Source organism: Thalassotalea sp. 273M-4 (assembly GCF_041410465.1).
Taxonomy (GTDB): Bacteria; Pseudomonadota; Gammaproteobacteria; order Enterobacterales; family Alteromonadaceae; genus Thalassotalea_A; species Thalassotalea_A aquiviva.
In genome coordinates this window covers 45421-67926 of the sequence record NZ_CP166961.1, presented here as the reverse complement: position 1 = coordinate 67926, position 22506 = coordinate 45421, and the positions used below count along the sequence as shown (strand labels likewise).

The following is a 22506-nucleotide window of genomic DNA, read 5'->3' as shown; positions in this document are numbered from 1 at the left end:
CTAACGCCAACCGCTCCCCAAAATTGACTTGTAGCTGCTCACCAAAGCTTGTTTATATATCTATTGCCTTAGCGCATTTTCATTATTCTATTTTATAGATTATCATCTTTAGTATTAATAAATTTCCCTTTGCAGTTCGGATCCATAATATAGCCAATTAACCACTTAGCCATTGGAGCACGTATGTTCAGTAACAAAGAAGGTCAACACGTCCCGTCATCAGAATTTATTACTCGAGAGAATAATGAGTGGGTGAAATTAACTACAGATCAATTATTTAAAGACAAAACCGTGATTGTTTTTTCATTACCTGGGGCGTTCACGCCAACCTGTTCATCAACGCATTTACCAAGATTTAATGAACTGGCACATACCTTTAAGGAAAATGGTGTCGACGATATTATTTGCCTATCGGTGAACGACCCGTTTGTCATGAATGCCTGGTGGGCAGCGCAAAACGCCGCCAACATCCGGTTGTTGCCCGATGGTAATGGTGACTTTACCGATGGCATGGGCATGTTAGTCGATAAACGAGATTTAGGCTTTGGCAAACGCAGCTGGCGATACTCGATGCTGGTCAAAAATGGCGTTATTGACAAAATGTTTATTGAACAAAATGTACCTGGTGACCCATTTGAAGTATCGGATGCCGACACCATGCTTAATTACATCAACCCAAATGCCGTTAAGCCATTACCGGTTAGTATCTTTACCAAACCAGGTTGCCCATTTTGTTTAAAAGCCAAACAGTTATTAACTGAAAAAGGCATCGGATTTGAGGAAATCACCTTGGATAACAACATCAGTTTAACATCGCTTAAAGCCATTACAGGGCGAGACACTGTACCGCAGGTGTTTATCGATGGAAAACATATTGGTGGCAGTGATGATTTAGTCCAATACCTAAACTAATATCGCCCCATAAAAGCAAACTAAGCCTTAATCAATGACCACAACTGATTAAGGCTTTTTTATTTGCTAAGGAATAATGTTAGACTCAAGTTATATTTTATCTGGCTAGGAAATAGGCCTATACAAACGGTCCCCTGGTCAAGTTTGGGAGAGTCCGATGGACAACCAACCTTATAATCCATTACATGGCATTACATTAGCCAAAATCGTCACCGATTTAGAGCAACATTTTGGCTTTGAACGTTTAGCCAAAGAAATAAACATCCGCTGCTTTAGCGATCAACCTAGCATAAAATCAAGCTTAAAATTCTTGCGTAAAACACCTTGGGCGAGAGACAAAGTCGAGCAGTTTTATATCAAAAACAAGCACAAAATTAATGGCTAAGCTCAACTAAAAAACCTAAGCCAATAGCAACAAATATCAATAGCAATCAACATAAGTTATACCCATGAGCCAAATTCCTGATCACATTGTTTATCAAATTCGTCCAGAAAAACCTAACGCTCACTTATATGAAGTGAGTATTGAAATTGCCGAACATGCACAGCAACATTTAACCTTGAGCCTGCCGGCTTGGTTGCCTGGATCCTATATGATTAGGGATTTTGCTAAGAATATTGTGACATTTAACGTCTGCGATAAAAATGGCAAGCCTATAGCGTATCAAAAAACCGACAAACAAACTTGGCAGTTATGCACCAATGGAGTGGCCATTATTGTGCGTTATCAAGTCTATGCCTTTGATACCTCAGTAAGAACAGCTTATTTAGATAATCAGCGAGGTTTTTTCAATGGCAGCTCCACCTTTTTATGTGTTGAAGAGTTTAAGCATTTGCCATGTAAAGTTAACCTTCTTGCACCTTATGATCACAGCGCTTGGTGTATAGCAACAGGGCTGACTCGAGCGACCTCGACAAAAATAGGTGAATTTGGTGCATATTTTGCCGATGATTATGCCCACTTAATTGATTGCCCTGTTGAAATGGGCAACTTCGATGTTATTTCATTTAACGTCTATGGGATTGATCATTATCTGGTATTAGCCGGTAAAAATTATGCTGATCACGAACGATTAAAACGTGATTTAACCCTTCTGTGTCAGCATCATATCGATCTCTTTGAACAGGCACCTTTTAGCGAATACTGGTTTTTAACAAATGTGGTTGAAAGTGGCTTTGGTGGCTTAGAGCATAAAAACTCGACCGCGCTTATTTGCAGTCGTTCAGACTTACCCAATAAAAACCGCCCCGAGCAACTCAGTGATGGCTACAAAACCTTCTTATCGCTATGCTCACATGAATACTTTCATGCTTGGAACGTTTGTCGCATCAAACCTGCTGAATTTAGCACGATGGATTTAAGTCAAGAAATACATACCACCCAACTCTGGGCCTACGAAGGCATCACTTCGTACTATGACGACTACTCTTTATATCGCACAGGCATCATTACCCAAGAAGACTATTTCGAACTACTGTCGAAAACGTTTACCCGAGTATCTCGTGGCCAGGGTGAATTAAAACAATCGTTAACAGAATCTAGCTTTGACACTTGGACTAAGTTTTACAAACAAGGCCCTGATGCGGTCAATAATATCGTCAGTTATTACACTAAAGGAGCGATGTTTGCATTATGGTTAGATTTAACCATACGCCAACACTCAGATCATAACTACAGCTTAGACAATGTGATGAAGCTACTATGGCAACATCATGGCAAAACCAATATAGGCACGGTAGAAGAAGACTTTATCAGCTATGCGAATCAACTTTGCCAAACGGATATCCGGGCAGATTTTCAGCAGAAAATCTATCAATCCGAGCGTATTGACCTAACCGAACTGTTGGCCACACAAGGTATCACCTTATCGCGAGTACCGTATCTTGATTTAAATTCACCAACGTCGGCTAAAGACGATGAAGCCAAACCGTATTTAGGTTGCTTTTATCAACAAACACCATTGGGTTTAAAATTGACTCAAGTGGAAGAAAACTCGCCGGCAGAGCAAGCAGGACTCGCGGTTAATGACACCATAATTGCCATCGACCAGATTCAATTAAGTCATCAAAGTTTGACCGACTTATTAACGCAAGTGGGTGTAAATACCCCGTTAAGTTGTCACTATTTTCGTGACAACGCATTAATAGAAACGCGGATCACCCCAATAAACGACCCTAAACTGGCGGTTCGTTTATCTTCTGACAGCAGCAACCTAAGTCGTCACTGGCCGACACCAACAAAAGTTAACAACTAGCAAAAAGTGAGCATTTGCAAACCCAGAAGCAGCCTGATAATCGAAGAAAAACGCATTTTAATCCCTATGTAGCCTTAATTGGGCGCGAATAGGGCATGAAGTTGAGCTGAATCAAGCGAGCGCAACCGCCAAAAATGTACTCTTACGGGTTCTGGAGGTTGCAATGATTATTCAACATTTAGAAACATCGATAAAATCAAAACAGTTAGAGCTAAATGAGCGACTGGCAGAACTTACTGAGCAATTAAATCAACACCAAACTGGTCGGTTGAATTTACACTCGATAAGTCAATTAAAGCTACAAACCGAAGAAGAGTTAAAGCGTTTAGCTGAGACTTTAAAGCTCATTAGTAATTAATATTTTGTACAGCCTGTTTCCAAGGCTGTTTTTTTTATTCCTCGACGTTATTTCCCCCGCCACAATAAAACATCAAAGATATTTGATTTTATTGTGAGTTTTAAAAAAATTCTGCTATTTTAAGTTAGTGTGTGTTAGATTTTTATTTGGGTAATCCCATCTGTACTTAACTCAAGTGTCAGCTCATTGTTTGCTGCTAGACGTCTTGGCACTGGTTTAAAAATAAGAATAAGTCTGATTATGGCAAAAAAACCTGATTTAACGAATGAAGTAGACGAGCAATTACAGTTGCTCGCTGGTGATATATTTATCCAACTAGAAGAGCGAGTGAGCGCTATTCTGGACAAACTCATCGAACAAGCCGATGCCGATAAATCAGCGGCTTTAGAAGCACAAAGAATTGAGCTTTTACAATCTAAAAAAGCCAACGACTCGCAACAAAAATACAGTCAAACATCTCAGTTACAAGCAGAAATTGAGCAACAAAAGCAAACTAACCTTGAGCTCAGCGAAAAAGTAGAAAACCTAGAGCAAAGCCTTCTGCAGTTTGAAACAGAAAACCAATCCTTAAGCGATGAAATAAAACTAACCAACGACAACAGAAAATTATTGCAATCTCAGCTCGAGCCGTTAAATAAAGACAACCAACAGTTAAACAAAGATAAAGAAAAACTGAGTCAACAGCTAAACGACATTCAACGTCAGTTTGATAACTTAAGTGAAAGTAGCCAACAACAAATCGAAGAGTTAATCGCTCAAGTGTCGACATATCAACAAGGTAGCGGCGATATTGAAGCCCAACTATCACAAACATCTGATTTATTAAGCTCTAAAACGGCGGCCTTAACTGAGCTCAAGAACGAGCACCAACAATTATTAGAAGACTTTGAACAACACAAGCGCTTATCAGCAAAGCATGATGACCAAGATAGTGAATTTAAAAAAGAGATCCAGGCATTAAATAAAAACATTGCGACCAAAACCCAAAAAATAACGTCGCTAACAAAAAAATTAGAAACGTCTAAAACTCGCGAAAACAAGCAAAAACAAAAAATTAGCACGCAAGATAAACAGCTTGAACGTTTAAACAACGAACTTGAACAAGCACAAAAAGAACAAGACAAACAGCTGAAACAGTCAAACAACGAATTAAAGCAAGTTAAACAACAACACGAGCAACAAGCTAACCTGTTAAATAGCGAATTGGAGAAGCTCAAGAAAGAGCACAAATCGTTATGGCTAAAGCACGACACATTAACCGACCAATTAGCTTTAAGTGAAGAAAAAGTAGCCTCCCTGACCAGTCAAAAAGACAAGCTCAGCCAAAAGCTCAGTGTCACTCGTCAAGAAAGCTCTGATACCTTACTGGAAACCAAGCAAGCACATCAAAAACAAATCAAACATATCGAAACCACCTTAGGTCAACAAATTGAAGAGCAATTGCAAGAGCTTGATAGAACTCAAAAACAATTGAGTGATAGTCAGGAAACGTTGAGCGAATACAAAGCCGATATGGAAAATAAATTGGCAAACTTAGAACAACAAAACAAACGCTTAAATCAACAAATAGAGCAGCAAAAAGAAGATCATAAACAAAGCTTTAAAGAAGTAGAAGAGCTTACTCAACAGCTTCAAAAACAAGAAGATAAGTTCAATCAATACATTGAAAAGAGCGCCCAAATCAAATCCAGACAAGATGAAGATTATGATAAATTTAGGGAAACGATGAAAGATTTGCGTGATGAGAATACCGAACTTAAACGCCAGCTCAATGACACCGTTAGTGACTTAGAAAACAAATTGACGGAATATCGATTAAAATTTGAATACGCCCAAAAACAAATTGCATTAAGTTAATGCAATCTCCTGCCAATGCAATTAAACGGATACTTTTGAGGTATCCGTTTTCGTTTTTGCCGTCTTCATCTATGATCTAAGATCAGGATTTAAACCAGACAACTCAATTAAGGAGCTAACAAACATGAGCGAATATACTCCCCCTAAGATTTGGCAATGGGAGCCTGGTAATGGTGGTGCTTTTGCCAACATCAATCGGCCGATTTCAGGCGCGACTCATGACAAGCCCTTACCTGTTGGCAAACATCCGCTGCAATTGTATTCTCTTGGCACCCCAAACGGCGTCAAAGTCACCATTATGCTCGAAGAGTTGTTAGCACTTGGCATCAAAGAAGCCGAATATGACGCTCATTTGATTCGGATTCAAGAAGGTGAACAGTTTTCTAGCGGTTTTGTTGCGCTCAACCCCAACTCCAAAATCCCAGCCTTATGCGATACCACCACAGAGCCGGCAACGCGAGTGTTTGAGTCGGGATCTATTTTACTTTACTTAGGCGAAAAATTTGGCCAGTTTATTCCGGCACAATTAGCACAGCGCACCCAATGTTTAAATTGGTTGTTCTGGCAAATGGGTAGTGCGCCTATGCTAGGCGGTGGTTTTGGTCACTTCTATGCCTATGCCCCTGAAAAATTTGAATACCCAATTAATCGCTTTGCCATGGAAGTAAAACGCCAGCTAGATGTTTTAGACAAGCATTTGGCCATGAACCAATTTATGGCTGGTGACGAGTACACCATTGCAGATATGGCAATTTGGCCTTGGTACGGGGCTCTGGCCACCAATAAAGTCTATGAGGCGGCCGAGTTTCTGCAGGCTCATGAATATAAGCATCTGCTAAGGTGGACTGAAGAAATAAACCAACGACCCGCGGTAAAACGTGGCCGCATGGTAAATCGAACATGGGGTGAGCCAGAAGAGCAACTGCATGAACGTCATCATGCCAGTGACTTTGAATTAAAAACTCAAGACAAAATCGCACCAGAACAAGATTAAGCAAGTAATTGTATTTATTGAGTTCAAGCTTTTTGAATACTGTATTTAGGTATATAATTGCAGTATTCATTTTTAGCCTTGGAATATAAGGTGTCGATAAAACTCCCATTAAATACGTTGTCTTTTTGGCAACAAACCGCTTTTGCCGCTTGCCTGCTTGAACGTATGCTTCCAAATTATGCGATGTTCTCTGAAGCCGTTGAATTTGGCGATGCGAATCTTTTGCGCAACCAATTAAACTTAATTTGGCAACGATTAGAACAAGGTCAGATCAAAATTAATTACGCTGCCCAATTAGAAAAGCTCGAAGACATTATTCCTGATGTTGACGATTATGATTTTTTTGGCGTCTATCCGGCTCTTGATACATGTATGGCAATGGGCTCGCTACTTCAAGGAATGCAAGATAACGACGATAGCACCTTATTAAATGTGCCTTTGCTATCTATTAACAGCGTTCGTCATTATGTTCAGTTACTGTTAGCACAAGAGCATCAACAACAAGAAGAAATTGTTTTAAAAGAAGCCGATATAGAAGAGCATCCGCTAATGGTTTGGGAGCGTGAGACCCAACAAGAAGCGTTTGACGTATTGCAGCAGGCCGCACAAAATAAAAGCACCTGCCAACAATTGAAAGCCTTGGTGTTAGAGGAAAAAATCAGTAACTTAGGCATTGAGTATTAAATTGACCGATATTTTTTCGACTATCCTTAACATAACCTCTGTTATTTAATGATAGGAAAAACAATGTCAGATCATCATACTTACAAGAAACTTGAAGTGGTAGGCTCTTCCCCTAATTCGATAGAAGAAGCCATTGAAAATGCCTTAGCCGAATGCGCTAAAACGATTTCTCATTTAAATTGGTTTGAAGTGGTCGAAACTCGAGGCCATATTGTTGACGGCAAAGTGGGTCATTATCAAGTAACCATTAAAGTTGGTTTTCGCCTTAAATACAGCTAGTAAAAGTACAAAAATACAGGTTGAGCAGCTATAAACAGCCCTATTCAACCTGTATTTTTTTCAGCACTTCTAGGCCATCGACTATCAATAAAACAACGTTTTAGCCACCTTGATACAAGCGGTAGGTTACTTGTCCTGCGACTTTTTGTTTTAATAACTGCCAATGGGCAGGCACCGCCAATTCTCCTTTTTCCGATTCTGTCTCTATGTAAATCAACGCATCGGGGTTTAATAACTGTTGTTGCTCTAATAGGCTTACAACTTTTTCAACCAGACCTAAACGAAAAGGCGGATCAATGAATACCAGATCAAAACCTTGCTTTGCTTGCAGTAAATATTGATTTACATCTTGATTTAACACTGTCGCATTATCAGCTTTAAGTAACGCTATGTTTTGTTTAAGCTGGTTCGCAACTTTTGTCGACAACTCAATAAAGCTGACCTCTTTAGCGCCACGAGATAAGGCTTCAAAGCCTAAGCTACCAGAGCCTGCGAAGCAATCAAGACAGCGTGCATCGACAATGTCGCTAGTGAGCCAATTAAATACCGTCTCTTTGACTCTGTCCGTAGTTGGACGCAGCCCATCACTTAATAACACAGGCAGTTTTCGACCACGATGCTTGCCTGCAATAATCCTAACTTGGCCCGTTGGTTGCGCCGTTTTCGCTTTAGAATATTTCGCCATAAACCTTTTTTATACAGTATCCAGATATAATGGTATTATAACGGCAATAAAGGGAACTTTATGCCCATTTATTTAGATAAAGCGAAATAAGGCGACTTTTTTCGCTTAAACGACACGTCAATCATCAACTAGAATACGAAGCATTATGGCAAAGAAAAAAGGTTTTTTTTCCTGGTTAAAAAAAGATAAAACGGCAGAACACGTCGAACAAACAACATCTGAGCAACAACAAAGCCCTGAGCAAACCGAGGTTGATTCGAGTTCTGTGTCGCCGGTAAATGAGCCGCTAGAGACGGTTGATGAAAATGCAAACCCGATGGCCCCAGAAAGTAGCGATGCTAAGGTAAACCCGACGGCAGCTCACAAAGCAGAAGCAGAAGCAGAAGCAGAAGCAGAAGCAGAAGCAGAAGCAGAAGCAGAAGCAGAAGCAGAAGCAGAAGCAGAAGCAGAAGCAGAAGCAGAAGCAGAAGCAGAAGCAGAAGCAGAAGCAGAAGCAGAAGCAGAAGCAGAAGCAGAAGCAGAAGCAGAAGCAGAAGCAGAAGCAGAAGCAGAAGCAGAAAAGTCTAAACCTGAACCCCTACCAGAACAAGAAAAAACCGGTTTTTTTACCCGCCTAAAACAAGGTTTATTTAAGACGCGCCAGTCGCTTGGTGGTGGAATTTTCGATTTATTTCGTGGTAAAAAAATCGATGATGAGCTGTTTGAAGAGCTCGAAACTCAGCTTTTACTTGCCGATGTCGGGATGGAAACAACCCAAAAGATCATTGATGCGTTAACAGAATCAGCTTCACGCAAGCAACTTAAAGATGGTGAAGCACTTTATGAGTTGTTAAAAGCAGAAATGCAAAAAATTCTCGACAACATTGATGCGCCTAAACACCCTGAACCTGAAGGCTTAAGAGTTATTTTAATGGTAGGTGTTAACGGTGTTGGAAAAACCACCACCATTGGTAAGCTAGCAAAACAGTTTCAAAGCCAAGGTAAATCGGTGATGTTAGCGGCCGGTGATACTTTCCGTGCGGCAGCAGTAGAACAACTGCAAGTATGGGGTGAGCGCAATAATATTCCGGTAGTTGCCCAACATACCGGTGCCGACAGTGCCTCAGTTATCTTCGATGCCGTAAACTCAGCAAAAAGCAAAGGTTGTGACATTTTAATTGCCGATACCGCTGGTCGTTTACAAAACAAGGCTCACCTAATGGAAGAGTTGAAAAAAGTCGTTAGGGTAATGAAAAAGATTGACCCACAAGCACCTCACGAAGTGATGCTGACCCTGGATGCGGGGACCGGACAAAATGCCCTTAGCCAAACCAAGTTATTTGACCAAGCCGTCGGCTTAACCAGCATTAATTTGACCAAACTTGATGGGACGGCCAAAGGTGGTGTCATCTTTGCACTAGCTGATCAGTATAAGTTACCCATTGGCTACCTTGGTGTCGGTGAAGGTATTGATGACTTGCGCCCATTCAACAGTAAAGAATTTATCGAAGCCTTATTTGAAAAATAACCCCTCTTTTCGCCGCCACTCTAGTGTTAAAGATTGGAGTGGCGCCTTGTCATCCTTTAAATATCTACCCTTATTATTAAATCGGAGCTCGCTAATCACCGAACTTGGTATTTTTTTGTTCAAATTTCATTGGTTTTTCAGTAGGCTATAACAGCATAGACCTCAACAACAAAAATATAATGGCTCATGATTCATTTTAATTCGGTAAACAAAACCTACCCAGGCGGTTTCAGCGCTTTAAAAAATATCAATTTTAAAATGCAAAGCGGTGAAATGGCTTTTTTAACCGGTCATTCTGGTGCAGGTAAGTCTACTTTATTAAAATTAATATCATTAATGGAACGCCCAACCTCTGGCCAAGTCGCCATTAATGGGATGGACGTCTCTCGTGTTACCTATAAGCAAATTCCTTACCTGCGCCGTAATATTGGCATCATATTTCAAAATCATAATCTGTTAACCGATCGCACAGTGTTTGACAATGTTGCCCTACCTCTGATTATTGAGGGGGTGAGCGGTAAAGAAATTCGTAAAAGAGTCGAAGCTGCCATTGAAAAGGTTGGTCTTAGCGATAAGCTCAAATGCTTCCCTTATATGCTTTCAGGTGGAGAACAACAACGAGTGGGGATTGCTCGGGCCATTGTTAATAAACCACCAATCATCCTAGCCGATGAACCCACAGGTAACCTCGACCCTAAGTTATCATTGGACATCATTAAATTATTTGAAGATTTTAATGCTGTGGGGGTATGTGTTTTAATCGCGACCCATGATTTAGGCTTAATTGCACGAATGAAATATCGCACCTTGACCCTTAAAGAGGGCAAAATGATCACCGACGGTTTAACGATGGCCGAGCAGGAGATATTATAATGCCAGCACCATCAGCCACCACCTTAAAAGTAAAACCCGCTTTAACGTTGCAACAACTGCTGTTACTTCCTGTTCGTCATTTACAACAAGCGGTAGGTAGTTTAGGCGACTTGTGGCGCACCCCTCTCGCCTCATTAATGACCATTTTTGTGCTAGGGATCAGCTTAACATTGCCTGCAACCTTGCATGTTTTTACTAAAAATGCACAACAAATAAGTAGCCAATGGGACTCAGCTGCTCAAATCAATGTGTATTTAAACATGGATACGCCCAGCAAAGATGCTGAAAACCTCGCTAAGCGAATTAGACTATATCCTGAAGTCGACACGGTTAAGTTGATTTCATCAGAACAAGCGCTCAAAGAATTCACCCAGCTTTCGGGCTTTGGTAAGGCATTATCTTATCTGGACACCAATCCTCTACCCACGACATTAATTGTAACTCCGACCAAGCGTCATAGTAAGGCGCAAGCCGCCGAGAAATTACTCGAAAAAATCGAATCAGAACGCACCGTCGCACAAGGTAAGCTTGATTTAGAATGGTTAACTCGGTTACAGGCTATCATGTCACTTATACAAAATATTGTGTCGGCTTTGGCTTTTTTGCTTAGCTTATCGGTGGTTTTGATCATAGGCAATACCATTCGCTTAGCCATTTTAAATCAAAAAAGCGCTATTGAAGTGATGAAAATGGTGGGGGCAACTGACGGCTTTATCCAGCGGCCATTTATGTATACAGGTATGTGGTATGGCATTTTTGGTGGTATTTTAGCGGTCATTACGGTGTTTTTACTGACTTTTTACCTTGATTTCGCCATTGTTGATTTAGCCGAACTATACCATAGTCAATTTTCATTACAGGGCTTATCATTCTCCGAATGCCTTATCTTAGTGAGCAGTGCGGTTGTATTAGGCCTTACCGGCAGCTACATTTCTGTTCGCAAGCACATAAAAGATATCGAACCTCAGGCTTAAACCATAAACAGTTCAAAATCCTAGAGCACAGTTCATCATTTACTCAATTTAAGGGCAAATGATGAAACTTTCCCTGTGTTCACTGGTCCTAAAAGCGCATACATCCGTAACTATCCGTTAATTAAGCAAATACAGTGAGGCCAACAAATCACAATGGGCAAATAAGCAATGTGCATTTGAGATGATTTTTACCTCTTGGTTATTTGTTATTGATTATTGATTATTGATTATTGGATATTGGTTAACCAAATAGCCGTCAAGGATTTAAGTTATAGCTCATCCTGTTGTGGCGACAATAATTGATTAAAACATTGATTATTTATTGGTTTTTATAGGCTGATATCTGGCTAATGACGACGAAATTCCTCTTTAGCATATGGGTTAATGTGACGAAAACTTGCCCGCTTATTTGCGAAATAAACAATTAAAGTTTATCATTAGCGATCTAGGAAGAGCTGTGATATTATCGAATGTTCATGGGAATTTGACATTCTCTGTGGAGTTTAAAGGAGAGGTTTTTTTTAATGAGTAAGACTATGCAATCAATGGCTTTAACTGTCCCACAAAGCGGCAGTATCGAAGCATACGTGCAATCAGCTTATAGCATTCCTATGCTTAGCGCTGAACGTGAGCATGAACTAGCATCTCGCTTACATATTCAAAATGACTTAAATGCTGCACAAGAACTGATCATGTCGCACTTGCGTTTTGTGATTCACATCGCAAAAGGCTATGCTGGCTATGGCTTACCTCAAGCTGATTTAATTCAAGAAGGTAACATTGGTCTGATGAAAGCGGTGAAGCGTTTTAACCCTGAAGTGGGTGTTCGCTTGGTATCATTTGCGGTCCACTGGATCAAAGCCGAAATTCATGAATTTGTGCTTAAAAACTGGCGCATTGTTAAAATTGCCACCACAAAAGCTCAACGTAAATTGTTCTTTAATTTAAGAAAGAACAAGCAACGCTTAGGTTGGTTTAACCAACAAGAGGTCGATACAGTCGCCAAAACGCTCGGCGTTAGTGCCAAAGATGTTATGGAAATGGAAAACCGCATGAGCTCTGCCGATCAGGCTTTCGATTTGACCGACAGCGATGATGATAGTGCCTCTGCGGGCGGTAATTTTGCCCCAGCCCAATACTTAGAAGACAGCCATTCGGATCTTTCTGCGGAAGTTGAAAATGATAATTGGGATAACCATGTCAACAACCAGTTAGCAAATGCCATGACAGCTCTAGACGAGCGCAGCCAAGATATTATCAAAACTCGCTGGTTAGACGACGATAAAGCAACGCTACAAGATTTAGCGAACAAGTATCACATTTCCGCTGAACGTGTAAGACAGCTAGAAAAGAATGCTCTTAATAAACTTAAGCAAGGCATTGCAGAACACTAAGCTTGTTGGTAATCCCACGAAATAAAAGCAGACTTCGGTCTGCTTTTTTGTTTAATAAACCAATAAAAAACTGATTATACCAATCCCATTAAGTGTTTACGTGAGCAAAAACTTAATGGGATTGGTGTTAAACAGGCCCGGTATGTAAAATTTTTGTTAGCATCAAGCAAGTTGATTGGGCTATACTGGGAAAAAATGGCAGTATGACTGAAAATAGCTAGGTATATTCTGGCTCCAATACCCCCTCCTATCACATAAAGATAGATGTTCGGAACCTATTGCTCCTTATAAATGTTATTAAACAACACAAGCGACCAAATGAGGGGCATGTTGGCTGAAAAATTTGCATTTAGTTTTGTATTGACGACTCAGTAAAAGGAAGACCATTGACACCGTCATCAGTTGAACAACGCTTGCTTACGTTATTGTCCAAATATAAGCAGAGCAAAAAAGTACAGACAGGTTTGTTACGTCTCGCTGAATTAACCAGTGTGGCGACCGACTTGGACGTCTTTTGTACTCAACTGCAAACCATTATTAAGCGCTATTTCCCAGCCAAAAACTTATACCTGCAATTATTTACCCAACCGCATAATATCGCCGCCGCCCATTATTACGTCGATGAATTAAACATCGCTCCGATTGACAAACAGTTATCTACCGATGTTGTTGAATTCATTCGCACGATAGGTAATCCAATATTCATGGATCACGATCAAGTATCGATTTTAGATCCTGAACAAGGTTTAACTAAACGCCCATTCCCCAGTCGGGATAAATACCCCAAATTAATTGATAAATGGTTGGCTGCGCCTCTAGTCATAGAAGGCATTAGTATTGGTTTGGTGGCGATTGCCGGCTTTGAAAGTAAAAGCAAAAGCGTTATTGCTGATTTGCAGATTATTCGCTTTATCGCCAACCAAATAGCATCTGCGATTCATCGAAACTGCGCCAATGATAAGCTAAAAAGTTATAGCACCGATTTAGAAGATGTCATTTTTGATCGCACCAAAGACCTTATCCAAACCAATAAGGTCTTACAGCAAAAGGTTGAACACAGTCGCGTTATTGAGGAAAAGCTTTATTTTGCCGCTCATCACGATACCTTAACTAAGCTCCCTAATCGAAAAATGATCACCGAGCGCATTGAGCAAAGGTTAAAACAAGCAAACAATAAATTTGCCATTTTATTCATTGACTTAGACCGCTTTAAAGTAATCAATGACACCTTGGGCCACCACATTGGCGACCAACTATTAATCCAAATATCGGCCCGAATCGCAGAATGTATTCGCACCAAGGACACCCTAGCGCGACTAGGTGGCGATGAGTTTGTTATTTTATTGGATAGTTTAAACCACCCAGATGATGCGGAGTATATCGCTTTACGCATTATCGACAGCATCAATCAGCCGTTTTTAATTGAAGGGCAACAATTACATTCCAGTGCCAGCATTGGCATTAATATTGTAAAAGACAACTACCATAACGCTCTTGAGGTGCTACGTGATGCCGATGCAGCCATGTATCAAGCCAAAGCCATGGGACGCAACCGATTTGTGTTTTTTGATGACAGTATGCGTGAAGAATTGCTGGCCAATTTAACCCTCGAACAAGATCTTCGCCAAGCCCTAAACAAGCAAGAATTTGTGTTACATCTACAAAAAATCAGCGCCATTGGTAACAACAATGCCACGATTGGATATGAAGCCTTATTGCGCTGGCAACACCCTTCACGTGGTTTATTATCACCGATTGATTTTTTAGAGATGGCGGAAGAAACAGGGTTAATAATAGCGATAGAATATTGGATCCTTAAGCAAGTTGGCCAACAAATCAAACAATGGCAACACTCGGCTCAGGCCAATGCGTTTATCAGCATTAACCTGTCGGGCAAGCATTTAACTCAATCTAAGTATATTCAACGGTTGTCACAAAAAATCACCGAGTACGTTTGTCGACCGCAACAACTGATTTTAGAGTTCAATGAATCCGCCTTTAGTCAAAGCACAGAGCTCACTTTAAACCAACTGAAACGGATTAAAAGTACAGGGGTTAAATTGGCCTTGGACGGTTATGGTTCGGGCATTTCGTCATTAAATTATTTGCAGAACTACCCATTTGAGATCATTAAACTTGATCAATCCTTTGTCCGCTCATTTAATTCCAATGAGAAAAATTTAAAACTGGCAAAAACATTATGTGAATTGGGCTCAGTATTTGGATATCATTTGGTCGCCGAAGGCATTGAATCAGAAAAACAATTACTCAAAGCAATAGAAGCAGGGTGTGATTATGGCCAAGGCTTTTACATCAGTCGTCCACAAAGCAGTGAGTCACCAGAATCAGACCAAAAGCAAAGCGAAGATGATGTCGATAATTGTGCCTAAACCCGCTTCGCTTTGATGTCTTTAAAGTTTGCTCGCCCACCGTTCGATAATAAAATCGACCGATAATTAAGCGATCACTCTTGTTTTTTCGCGGCTAAAATAGCCCTTAAATTAGCCACACCCACCTTACCTTTGGCTTGTTTTTCTTCCGCGCTGACTCGTCGCTCTTGCCCTTGCTCCCAAACCAAATCGTCCTGTGGCATTTCATATAAAAAGCGCGAAGGCTCGGTCCGAATGACTTCACCATATTGGCGACGCTCTTGGGCATAGGTAAAAATCAATTCGCGTTGCGCTCTGGTCACCCCTACATAGGCTAAACGTCGCTCTTCTTCGACATTATCTTCATCAAGGCTGGTTTGATGCGGTAAAATCCCCTCTTCAGAACCAATAAGAAAGACGTAAGGAAATTCCAGACCTTTTGATGCATGCAAAGTCATTAGCTGAACCTGATCGGTATCTTCTTCCTCTTCACCTCGCTCCATCATATCGCGTAAGGTTAAACGAGTTACCGCTTGTGCAAGGGTCATCGGCTCTTCATCATCACTGCCTTCAAGCATGTCTGTAACCCAACTAAATAACTCGGTCACGTTTTTCATCCGCATTTCGGCGGCCTTCGCACTGGCCGAGGTATCGTAAAGCCAGTCTTCGTAATTGATCTGCTGAATAAAGCTGCGTAAGACCTTCGCCGTGTCCCCCCGGTTGGCGTTATCTTCGGTTTCAACAATCATCCGGGTAAAACGCTGAATATTGGCCAGCCCTCGCCCTGTTAAGTGCTGTTCTAGGCCTAATTCAAAACTGGCGGCAAACATGCTGATTTGTCGTAAATTAGCATAATTACCAAGCTTTTCTAAGGTGGCTGGGCCAATTTCACGTCGCGGGACATTCACAATGCGCAAAAATGCATTATCATCATCCGGGTTCACGATCAGGCGCAAGTAGGCCATGATATCCTTGATTTCTGCGCGCGAAAAAAACGATGTGCCACCGCTTATTTTATAAGGAATGCGGTTTTGCATAAGGACCTTTTCTATCACTCTCGATTGAAAGTTACCGCGGTACAAAATCGCGTAGTCTTTAAATTTACTCTTATTTAAAAAGCGGTGCCCCAAAAGCTCACCCGCCACTCGCTCAGCTTCGTGATCTTCGTTTTTGGTTTTCACCACCCTCAGTTCAGGACCGTAGGCTAATTCACTGAATAACGATTTGTCATAAACGTGCGGGTTATTGGCAATTAATACGTTAGCACATTTAAGAATACGTCCCGATGAACGATAGTTTTGCTCGAGTTTAATTAATTTTAATTGGGGGTAGTCTTTGCCAAGCAAAACCAAGTTTTGTGGCTTTGCCCCTCGCCAAGAATAAATCGACTGATCGTCATCACCCACCACCGTAAAACGCGCTCGTTCGCCTGCAAGTAGCTTGACCAGTTCATATTGACTGGCATTGGTATCTTGGTATTCGTCCACCAATAAATACTGAATTTTTTGTTGCCAACGTTGACGTACTTCTGGGTAGTTACGCAGTAATAACGTCGGTATTAAGATCAAATCATCAAAATCTAGGGCGTTATAAGCGCGCATATTTTGATGGTATTGTTGATAATACTTCGCAAATAAAACGTCATCTGCTCCACGAACTTGCTTTAACACTTGCTCTGGCAACAATAAATCGTTTTTCCAATTGGAAATGGTACTTTGTAATTTCGACAGCAACTCTTTATCACCATCTAACTCTTTTTCACTGAGTTCTTTTAACAAAGCCAAGGAGTCTTGATCGTCAAACAAAGTAAAGCCAGGCTTAAAACCTAAGGTTTTTAGTTCGCGTCGAACAATATCCAAACCTAACGAATGAAAAGTCGATACCATTAAGCCACGAGAGTGCTGACGGCCCAACATTTTAGTTACTCGCTCTTTCATCTCACGGGCCGCCTTGTTGGTAAAGGTTACCGCCGCAATATGGCGAGCTTTATAGCCACACTCGAGAATAAGGTAAGAAATTTTTTGACAGATAACCCCGGTTTTACCACTACCAGCGCCAGCGAGAACCAAGCATGGTCCACTGACATATCGTTTTGCTTCATCTTGTCTGGGGTTGAGTTTCATACCTAAGCGGTTTTCCTGCGATTATCTCAAAGAGAGCAATTTTACCTAAAATACCTAGCTCTACTCAAGCGACTTCTCGGCTGAGACTGTGCTTTTAACAACGGCTATAATAAACCCTAGCGCCAAATAATACTGTCAAGATAAGATAATTTGTTTACAATAAACAGACTACGTTTGTGTTAAGGAAGTTTAGATGATCAACGCCAAAAAAATTGAAGACATTGCCAAACAAATTACCGAAGCGATCCCTCCAGGGGTTAAGAGTGCCGCCAACGATTTTGAAGCGAAAGCGAAGCAGGTGTTACAATCGAAATTGTCTCAATTAGATGTTGTAACTCGCGAAGAGTTTGACGTTCAAACGCAAGTGCTGATTAAGACCCGAGCGAAACTTGATGAGTTAAGCCAGAAGGTCGCCGAGCTAGAAGCTCAGCTCAATCAAAAAAATTCAACTGAGCCGTCAGCAGAATAAATAACACTAGTTTTTCTTCGCTAAAAACACCTGATAAGCTGGGTTATCGGTTTCTTCCTGCCACTGATAACCTAAATCTTTTAAATGCCTAAAAAACGCTAACTGTTGCTCGTCTTGCACCACAATTCCCGCCAAAACCTGACCAAATGCAGCCCCATGATTGCGATAGTGAAATAACGAAATATTCCATAACTCGCCAAGGGTATCGAGAAATTTTTCCAAAGCGCCAGGATACTCTGGAAATTCAAAACTGAACAATCGTTCGTGTTCAACCGAATGGTTGGCGCCTCCAATCATATAGCGCACATGCAGTTTGGCTAACTCATTATTGGTAAAGTCTTGTACCAGATAGCCTTTTTCCTGAAGATTTTGAATTAAATCATCGGTTTCTTTAACCCCGCCAGATAAGCGCACGCCAACAAATATTTGTGCTTGTTCGCCATCGGCATAACGGTAGTTAAATTCAGTAATACCTTGATTGCCCAAATCTTTACAAAAACGACGAAAACTCCCTTTTTGCTCTTTTATGGTTACCGCTAATACCGCTTCTTTTTGCTCCCCGAGCTCACAACGCTCAGAAACATAACGAAGCGAATGAAAGTTCATATTAGCCCCAGATAAAATAGCCACTAGCGACTCATTGCCAACGCTGGTATGGCAATACTTTTTCAATCCTGCTAAGGATAAAGCGCCAGCAGGCTCTGCGATAACCCGAGTTTGTTCAAACGTATCTTTGATGGCAGCGCAGATTTCGTCGGTGCTAACCGTTATCACACCATCGCAGTAATGCTTAATTAAAGAGAACGTATGTTCACCAATGCGCTTAACCGCAACGCCATCAGCAAATAAGCCGACATGCTCTAAATCAACCGGTTCCCCGGCATTCATCGCCGCTTCTAAGCACGCCGAATCCTGAGCTTCAACGCCATAGACTTTAATACCAGGACAAAGCTGTTTTAAATATACCGCCATCCCCGCCAATAATCCGCCACCACCAACGGGAATAAATACCGCATCAGCATGGGGCAATTGTTGCATCACCTCTTTTCCTACCGTGCCTTGACCGGCAATCACATCAGGATCATCAAAGGGATGAATAATGGTTTTGTGCTCTGCTTGGGCATATTGTATTGACGCTTGTTGCGCTTCATTAAAGCTTTTGCCCACCAACCTCACTTCGGCACCAAAACGGCGGACATTATCTACTTTTATGTCTGGGGTCGTAATAGGCATCACAATGGTCGCGTGAATACCTAATTTTTTCGCCGCCAACGCCATACCTTGGGCATGATTCCCCGCCGAGGCAGCAATAACGCCATTGTTGTGTTGGGCTTTACTAAGCTGAGCCAGTTTATTGTAGGCACCACGTAACTTAAAAGAATGGACAGGCTGTTGATCTTCGCGTTTCAAATAAATCTGATTGTGTAATGAAGCCGACAGTTTAGTCAGTGGGGTTAAGTCGGACTCTTTGGCAACATCATAAACCGGCGCGAGCAAAATTCGACGTAAATACTCCAACCCAAGTTCTTTGATATTCGTCTCAGGTTGGTTATTTTTAACATGCGGATCAACTTTCATATGCGCCTCGGTCGGTTTGTTTAAAATGAACTTTCGATGCTTTCTTGGCCATCAAGTAAACGGGTATTTCGAACCGCACCTTGGTCAGCACTGGTCGCTAACATGGCATAGGTTTTTAATGCATAGCTTATCGGACGAACACGTTCGACCGGTTGCCATGCAAGAGGACCTTTAGCTTGCATCGCTTGTCGCCTTGTGGCCATTTCTTGTTCACTGACTTTCAACTCGATGCTTCGATTGGGAATGTTGATGTGAATCGGATCGCCTTGTTCTATTAAAGCAATATCACCGCCATTAGCCGCCTCTGGCGATACATGGCCAATTGACAACCCCGATGTTCCGCCCGAAAAACGACCATCGGTAATTAATGCGCATTGAGTACCTAGCCCCATCGACTTTAAATAGGTCGTTGGATACAACATCTCTTGCATCCCTGGCCCACCTTTAGGGCCCTCGTAACGAATAACCACAACATCACCTGCGACAACGTCACCATTTAAGATACCAGCAACCGCGTCTTCTTGGCTTTCATAGACTCGAGCGACACCCTCAAATATCAAGTTTTCTTTAGCTACCCCTGCGGTTTTAACAATACAGCCCTTGCGAGCAATATTACCAGACAGCACCGCTAAGCCACCGTCTTGCGAAAAGGCATGTTGATGCTCTCGAATACAGCCGTGTTGCCTGTCATCATCTAGGCTATCGTAACGACAACTTTGGGAAAATGCTTTTGTCGTTCGAATCCCAGCGGGCCCCGCCTTGTAAAAGGTTTTAACCGCTTCAGAGTCGGTTAAAGTAATATCGTATTGCGCAATCAATTGAGTTAAATCTGTGGTTAAAACATTCTTAGCATCCATATGTAATAAACCGGCACGCGCTAACTCCCCTAAAATGGCGACCACACCACCGGCGCGATGCACATCTTCCATATGATATTTTTGCGTTGACGGTGCAACTTTACACAGGTGTGGAACTTTACGTGATAATCGGTCAATATCGTCCATGGTAAAGTCGACTTTGGCTTCTTGCGCGGCGGCCAACAAGTGCAACACCGTATTGGTTGAGCCCCCCATCGCAATATCTAAACACATGGCGTTTTCAAATGCGGCTTTATTGGCAATATTGCGAGGTAATACACTGGCGTCATCTTGATGATAATAGCGCTCAGCCAAGGTAACAATTTGCTCGCCGGCTTTTAAAAATAGGCTTTCTCGGTCACTGTGTGTGGCTAACATTGAACCATTACCTGGCAGCGCCAAGCCCAAGGCTTCGGCCAAGCAATTCATCGAATTGGCGGTAAACATACCGGAACATGAGCCGCAAGTCGGGCATGCAGACCGTTCAACTTGCGCTGCTTGTTCGTCTGAGACCTTAGGATCAGCGCCTTGCATCATAGCATCAACCAAATCCAACTTGATGATTTGATCGCTTAACTTGGTTTTACCCGCTTCCATCGGACCACCAGAGACAAAAATCACCGGAATATTGAGACGTAAAGCCGCCATCATCATCCCTGGGGTGATTTTGTCGCAGTTGGAGATACAAACCATGGCATCGACACAATGAGCATTCACCATGTACTCAACCGAATCCGCAATAAGCTCACGAGAAGGTAAACTGTAGAGCATGCCTGAGTGTCCCATTGCAATACCATCATCAACAGCAATGGTATTAAACTCTTTGGCCACGCCTCCTGCTTTTTCAATCGCGCCTGCAACGAGTTGTCCCATGTCTTTTAAATGCACATGACCGGGAACAAACTGAGTAAATGAATTGACCACCGCAATAATCGGCTTGCCAAAATCATTATCGGTCATCCCTGTAGCCCGCCATAAAGCACGGGCTCCAGCCATATTTCGTCCTTGGGTTGAAGTTGCTGAGCGCAATTTAGGCATAGTTTTTCCTTTCTGTTGTCTATTGCTGTTCGTTATCCAAGAAGCTGGATAAAATGATTATTTCACTGGGTCTAACCAACCCCATACATCTTCGGTCGAGCCATCAAAAATCCCAAAAAATGCATCTTGTATTTTTTTCGTTACTTCACCGCGCTTGCCTGTACCAACTTTAATGCCATCAACCGTACTTACTGGTACGATTTCAGTCGCGGTACCACACATGAAAAATTCATCGGCAAGATATAAAGCTTCGCGCGAGATAAGCTCTTCACTCACTTCATAACCTAATTGTTCTGCCAGTTTCATCACCGCATCTCGGGTTAAACCGGGTAAAATTGAGGAGGTGCCTGGTGGCGTCACAATTTTTCCTTTGCGGACTAAGAACAAGTTTTGACCTGCACCTTCACTAACGTAGTTATTGATATCAAGCGCAATACCTTCGGTGTAACCATGACGAGCAGCTTCATTAGAAATTAATTGCGAAGACAGGTAGTTACCACCCGCTTTAGCGGCCGTTGGCATCGTGTTAGGGGCTAAACGATTCCATGACGACACCCCAACATTTACCCCATTTTCCATCGCATCAGCGCCTAAGTAGGCTTCCCAGCTAAACGCAGCGATCATCACATCCGCTTTCGCATCTGCCGGGGCTCTTAAGCCCATTCCAACATCACCTAAAAAGGCTAGAGGACGCAAGTAAGCTGCATCTAGATTATTTTTCGCTACTGAGTCTTTACACGCTTGGATGATTTCTTCACGGGTATAAGGAATATTAATTCGGTAGATTTTGGCCGAATCAAACAAACGATCAATGTGCTCTTCAAGACGGAAAATACACGTCCCTTTATAGGTTTTATACGCACGAATACCTTCAAAAACCGATGAACCATAATGCAAAGCGTGACTCATAACATGCACTGTTGCATTTTCCCAAGGCATTAATTCGCCATTGAACCAAATTAAATCAGCATTAACTTTTGCCATTTTATTTTCCTAACGTTTATTATTCGTTACCCAAACATCAATCGACATTCAGGCAAATATTTTACTCAAACCCTGATCATCAATGTTTATAGCTTCAATGTCGATAATTTTTAATAATTGTTTTTTCAGGTTTTTCACCGATTTGTCACTTTCTACTGACAGCTGGACTACAAAGCCACTCTTTTTAGTGGCCGGATACATCGCCACAGTCTGCAATTGAAATCCTCGATAACGAGTCACTTGTAAAATACGTTCGAGCACTAAAGGGTTCAAACTTGTTTTAATATCCAACATATACACTGACATCGCTTTCTCC

General features: G+C 41.7%; 20 protein-coding genes. 14 read left to right on the top strand and 6 right to left on the bottom strand.

Going from position 1 to position 22506, the window contains the following annotated elements; genetic code table 11:
• Window positions 1–183 precede the first annotated feature (183 nt).
• The 8 genes from ACAY00_RS00300 to ACAY00_RS00265 all read left to right on the top strand — a co-directional run bounded on the left by ACAY00_RS00300 (window position 184) and on the right by ACAY00_RS00265 (window position 7339).
• On the top strand, window positions 184–912 hold the full coding sequence (locus ACAY00_RS00300) for a glutathione peroxidase (protein ID WP_371375636.1): 729 nt from the start codon (window positions 184–186) through the stop codon (window positions 910–912).
• Window positions 913–1069: 157 nt separating this feature from the next.
• Entirely contained in the window at window positions 1070–1297 is a 228-nt protein-coding gene (locus tag ACAY00_RS00295) for a VF530 family DNA-binding protein (RefSeq protein WP_371375633.1), read from the top strand.
• 64 nt (window positions 1298–1361) lie between these two features.
• Complete coding sequence (locus tag ACAY00_RS00290; RefSeq protein WP_371375630.1) at window positions 1362–3167, top strand: M61 family metallopeptidase; 1806 nt, start codon at window positions 1362–1364, stop codon at window positions 3165–3167.
• A 163-nt stretch (window positions 3168–3330) separates the two neighbouring features.
• Window positions 3331–3525 (top strand): hypothetical protein, encoded by a 195-nt coding sequence (locus ACAY00_RS00285; RefSeq protein ID WP_371375627.1) that lies wholly within the window; start codon window positions 3331–3333, stop codon window positions 3523–3525.
• A gap of 240 nt (window positions 3526–3765) precedes the next feature.
• Window positions 3766–5382 (top strand): hypothetical protein, encoded by a 1617-nt coding sequence (locus ACAY00_RS00280; RefSeq protein WP_371375624.1) that lies wholly within the window; start codon window positions 3766–3768, stop codon window positions 5380–5382.
• Between the two features lie 124 nt (window positions 5383–5506).
• Window positions 5507–6376, top strand: coding sequence for a glutathione-dependent disulfide-bond oxidoreductase (gene yghU, locus ACAY00_RS00275; RefSeq protein ID WP_371375621.1), 870 nt, complete (start codon window positions 5507–5509; stop codon window positions 6374–6376).
• Window positions 6377–6433: 57 nt separating this feature from the next.
• Entirely contained in the window at window positions 6434–7060 is a 627-nt protein-coding gene (locus ACAY00_RS00270) for a YjaG family protein (RefSeq protein ID WP_371375619.1), read from the top strand.
• Window positions 7061–7123: 63 nt separating this feature from the next.
• Window positions 7124–7339 carry a dodecin gene (locus tag ACAY00_RS00265; protein WP_371375616.1) on the top strand — a complete coding sequence of 72 codons (216 nt, stop codon included), beginning with the start codon at window positions 7124–7126 and terminating at the stop codon, window positions 7337–7339.
• A 100-nt stretch (window positions 7340–7439) separates the two neighbouring features.
• On the opposite strand, the gene rsmD is transcribed toward ACAY00_RS00265, so the two are convergent.
• Window positions 7440–8024 carry a 16S rRNA (guanine(966)-N(2))-methyltransferase RsmD gene (gene rsmD, locus ACAY00_RS00260; protein ID WP_371375614.1) on the bottom strand — a complete coding sequence of 195 codons (585 nt, stop codon included), beginning with the start codon at window positions 8022–8024 and terminating at the stop codon, window positions 7440–7442.
• A 145-nt stretch (window positions 8025–8169) separates the two neighbouring features.
• On the opposite strand from rsmD, the gene ftsY reads away from it, so the two are divergent.
• The 5 genes from ftsY (at window position 8170) to ACAY00_RS00235 (ending at window position 15162) form a co-directional block, all read left to right on the top strand.
• Entirely contained in the window at window positions 8170–9531 is a 1362-nt protein-coding gene (gene ftsY / locus ACAY00_RS00255; RefSeq protein WP_371375611.1) for a signal recognition particle-docking protein FtsY, read from the top strand.
• Between the two features lie 186 nt (window positions 9532–9717).
• Window positions 9718–10404: a cell division ATP-binding protein FtsE gene (gene ftsE, locus ACAY00_RS00250; protein ID WP_371375608.1), complete on the top strand. Its 687-nt coding sequence runs from the start codon at window positions 9718–9720 to the stop codon at window positions 10402–10404.
• Window positions 10404–11378 (top strand): permease-like cell division protein FtsX, encoded by a 975-nt coding sequence (gene ftsX / locus ACAY00_RS00245; RefSeq protein ID WP_371375605.1) that lies wholly within the window; start codon window positions 10404–10406, stop codon window positions 11376–11378. Before ftsE ends, ftsX begins: the two co-directional genes overlap by 1 nt.
• Window positions 11379–11902: 524 nt before the next feature.
• Entirely contained in the window at window positions 11903–12772 is an 870-nt protein-coding gene (rpoH, locus tag ACAY00_RS00240; RefSeq protein WP_371375602.1) for an RNA polymerase sigma factor RpoH, read from the top strand.
• A 386-nt stretch (window positions 12773–13158) separates the two neighbouring features.
• Window positions 13159–15162 (top strand): EAL domain-containing protein, encoded by a 2004-nt coding sequence (locus tag ACAY00_RS00235; RefSeq protein WP_371375598.1) that lies wholly within the window; start codon window positions 13159–13161, stop codon window positions 15160–15162.
• A 74-nt stretch (window positions 15163–15236) separates the two neighbouring features.
• Here the strand turns inward: ACAY00_RS00235 and rep are convergent, their stop codons facing one another.
• The gene (gene rep / locus ACAY00_RS00230) at window positions 15237–17264 is read right to left on the bottom strand and encodes a DNA helicase Rep (RefSeq protein WP_371375595.1); all 2028 of its coding nucleotides are present in this window, start codon (window positions 17262–17264) and stop codon (window positions 15237–15239) included.
• A gap of 193 nt (window positions 17265–17457) precedes the next feature.
• Between rep and ubiK the strand changes: the two genes are divergently transcribed.
• A complete protein-coding gene (gene ubiK / locus ACAY00_RS00225; protein WP_371375593.1) occupies window positions 17458–17733 on the top strand; it encodes a ubiquinone biosynthesis accessory factor UbiK in 276 nt (91 codons plus the stop codon).
• Window positions 17734–17739: 6 nt separating this feature from the next.
• On the opposite strand, the gene ilvA is transcribed toward ubiK, so the two are convergent.
• The 4 genes from ilvA to ilvM are packed head-to-tail and all read right to left on the bottom strand — an operon-like array spanning window position 17740 to window position 22496.
• Window positions 17740–19311 (bottom strand): threonine ammonia-lyase, biosynthetic, encoded by a 1572-nt coding sequence (gene ilvA, locus ACAY00_RS00220; RefSeq protein WP_371375590.1) that lies wholly within the window; start codon window positions 19309–19311, stop codon window positions 17740–17742.
• Between the two features lie 20 nt (window positions 19312–19331).
• Window positions 19332–21206 (bottom strand): dihydroxy-acid dehydratase, encoded by a 1875-nt coding sequence (gene ilvD / locus ACAY00_RS00215; RefSeq protein WP_371375587.1) that lies wholly within the window; start codon window positions 21204–21206, stop codon window positions 19332–19334.
• A 57-nt stretch (window positions 21207–21263) separates the two neighbouring features.
• Window positions 21264–22190: a branched-chain amino acid transaminase gene (locus ACAY00_RS00210; RefSeq protein ID WP_371375584.1), complete on the bottom strand. Its 927-nt coding sequence runs from the start codon at window positions 22188–22190 to the stop codon at window positions 21264–21266.
• A 48-nt stretch (window positions 22191–22238) separates the two neighbouring features.
• Window positions 22239–22496 (bottom strand): acetolactate synthase 2 small subunit, encoded by a 258-nt coding sequence (gene ilvM / locus ACAY00_RS00205; protein WP_371375581.1) that lies wholly within the window; start codon window positions 22494–22496, stop codon window positions 22239–22241.
• Window positions 22497–22506: the final 10 nt, after the last annotated feature.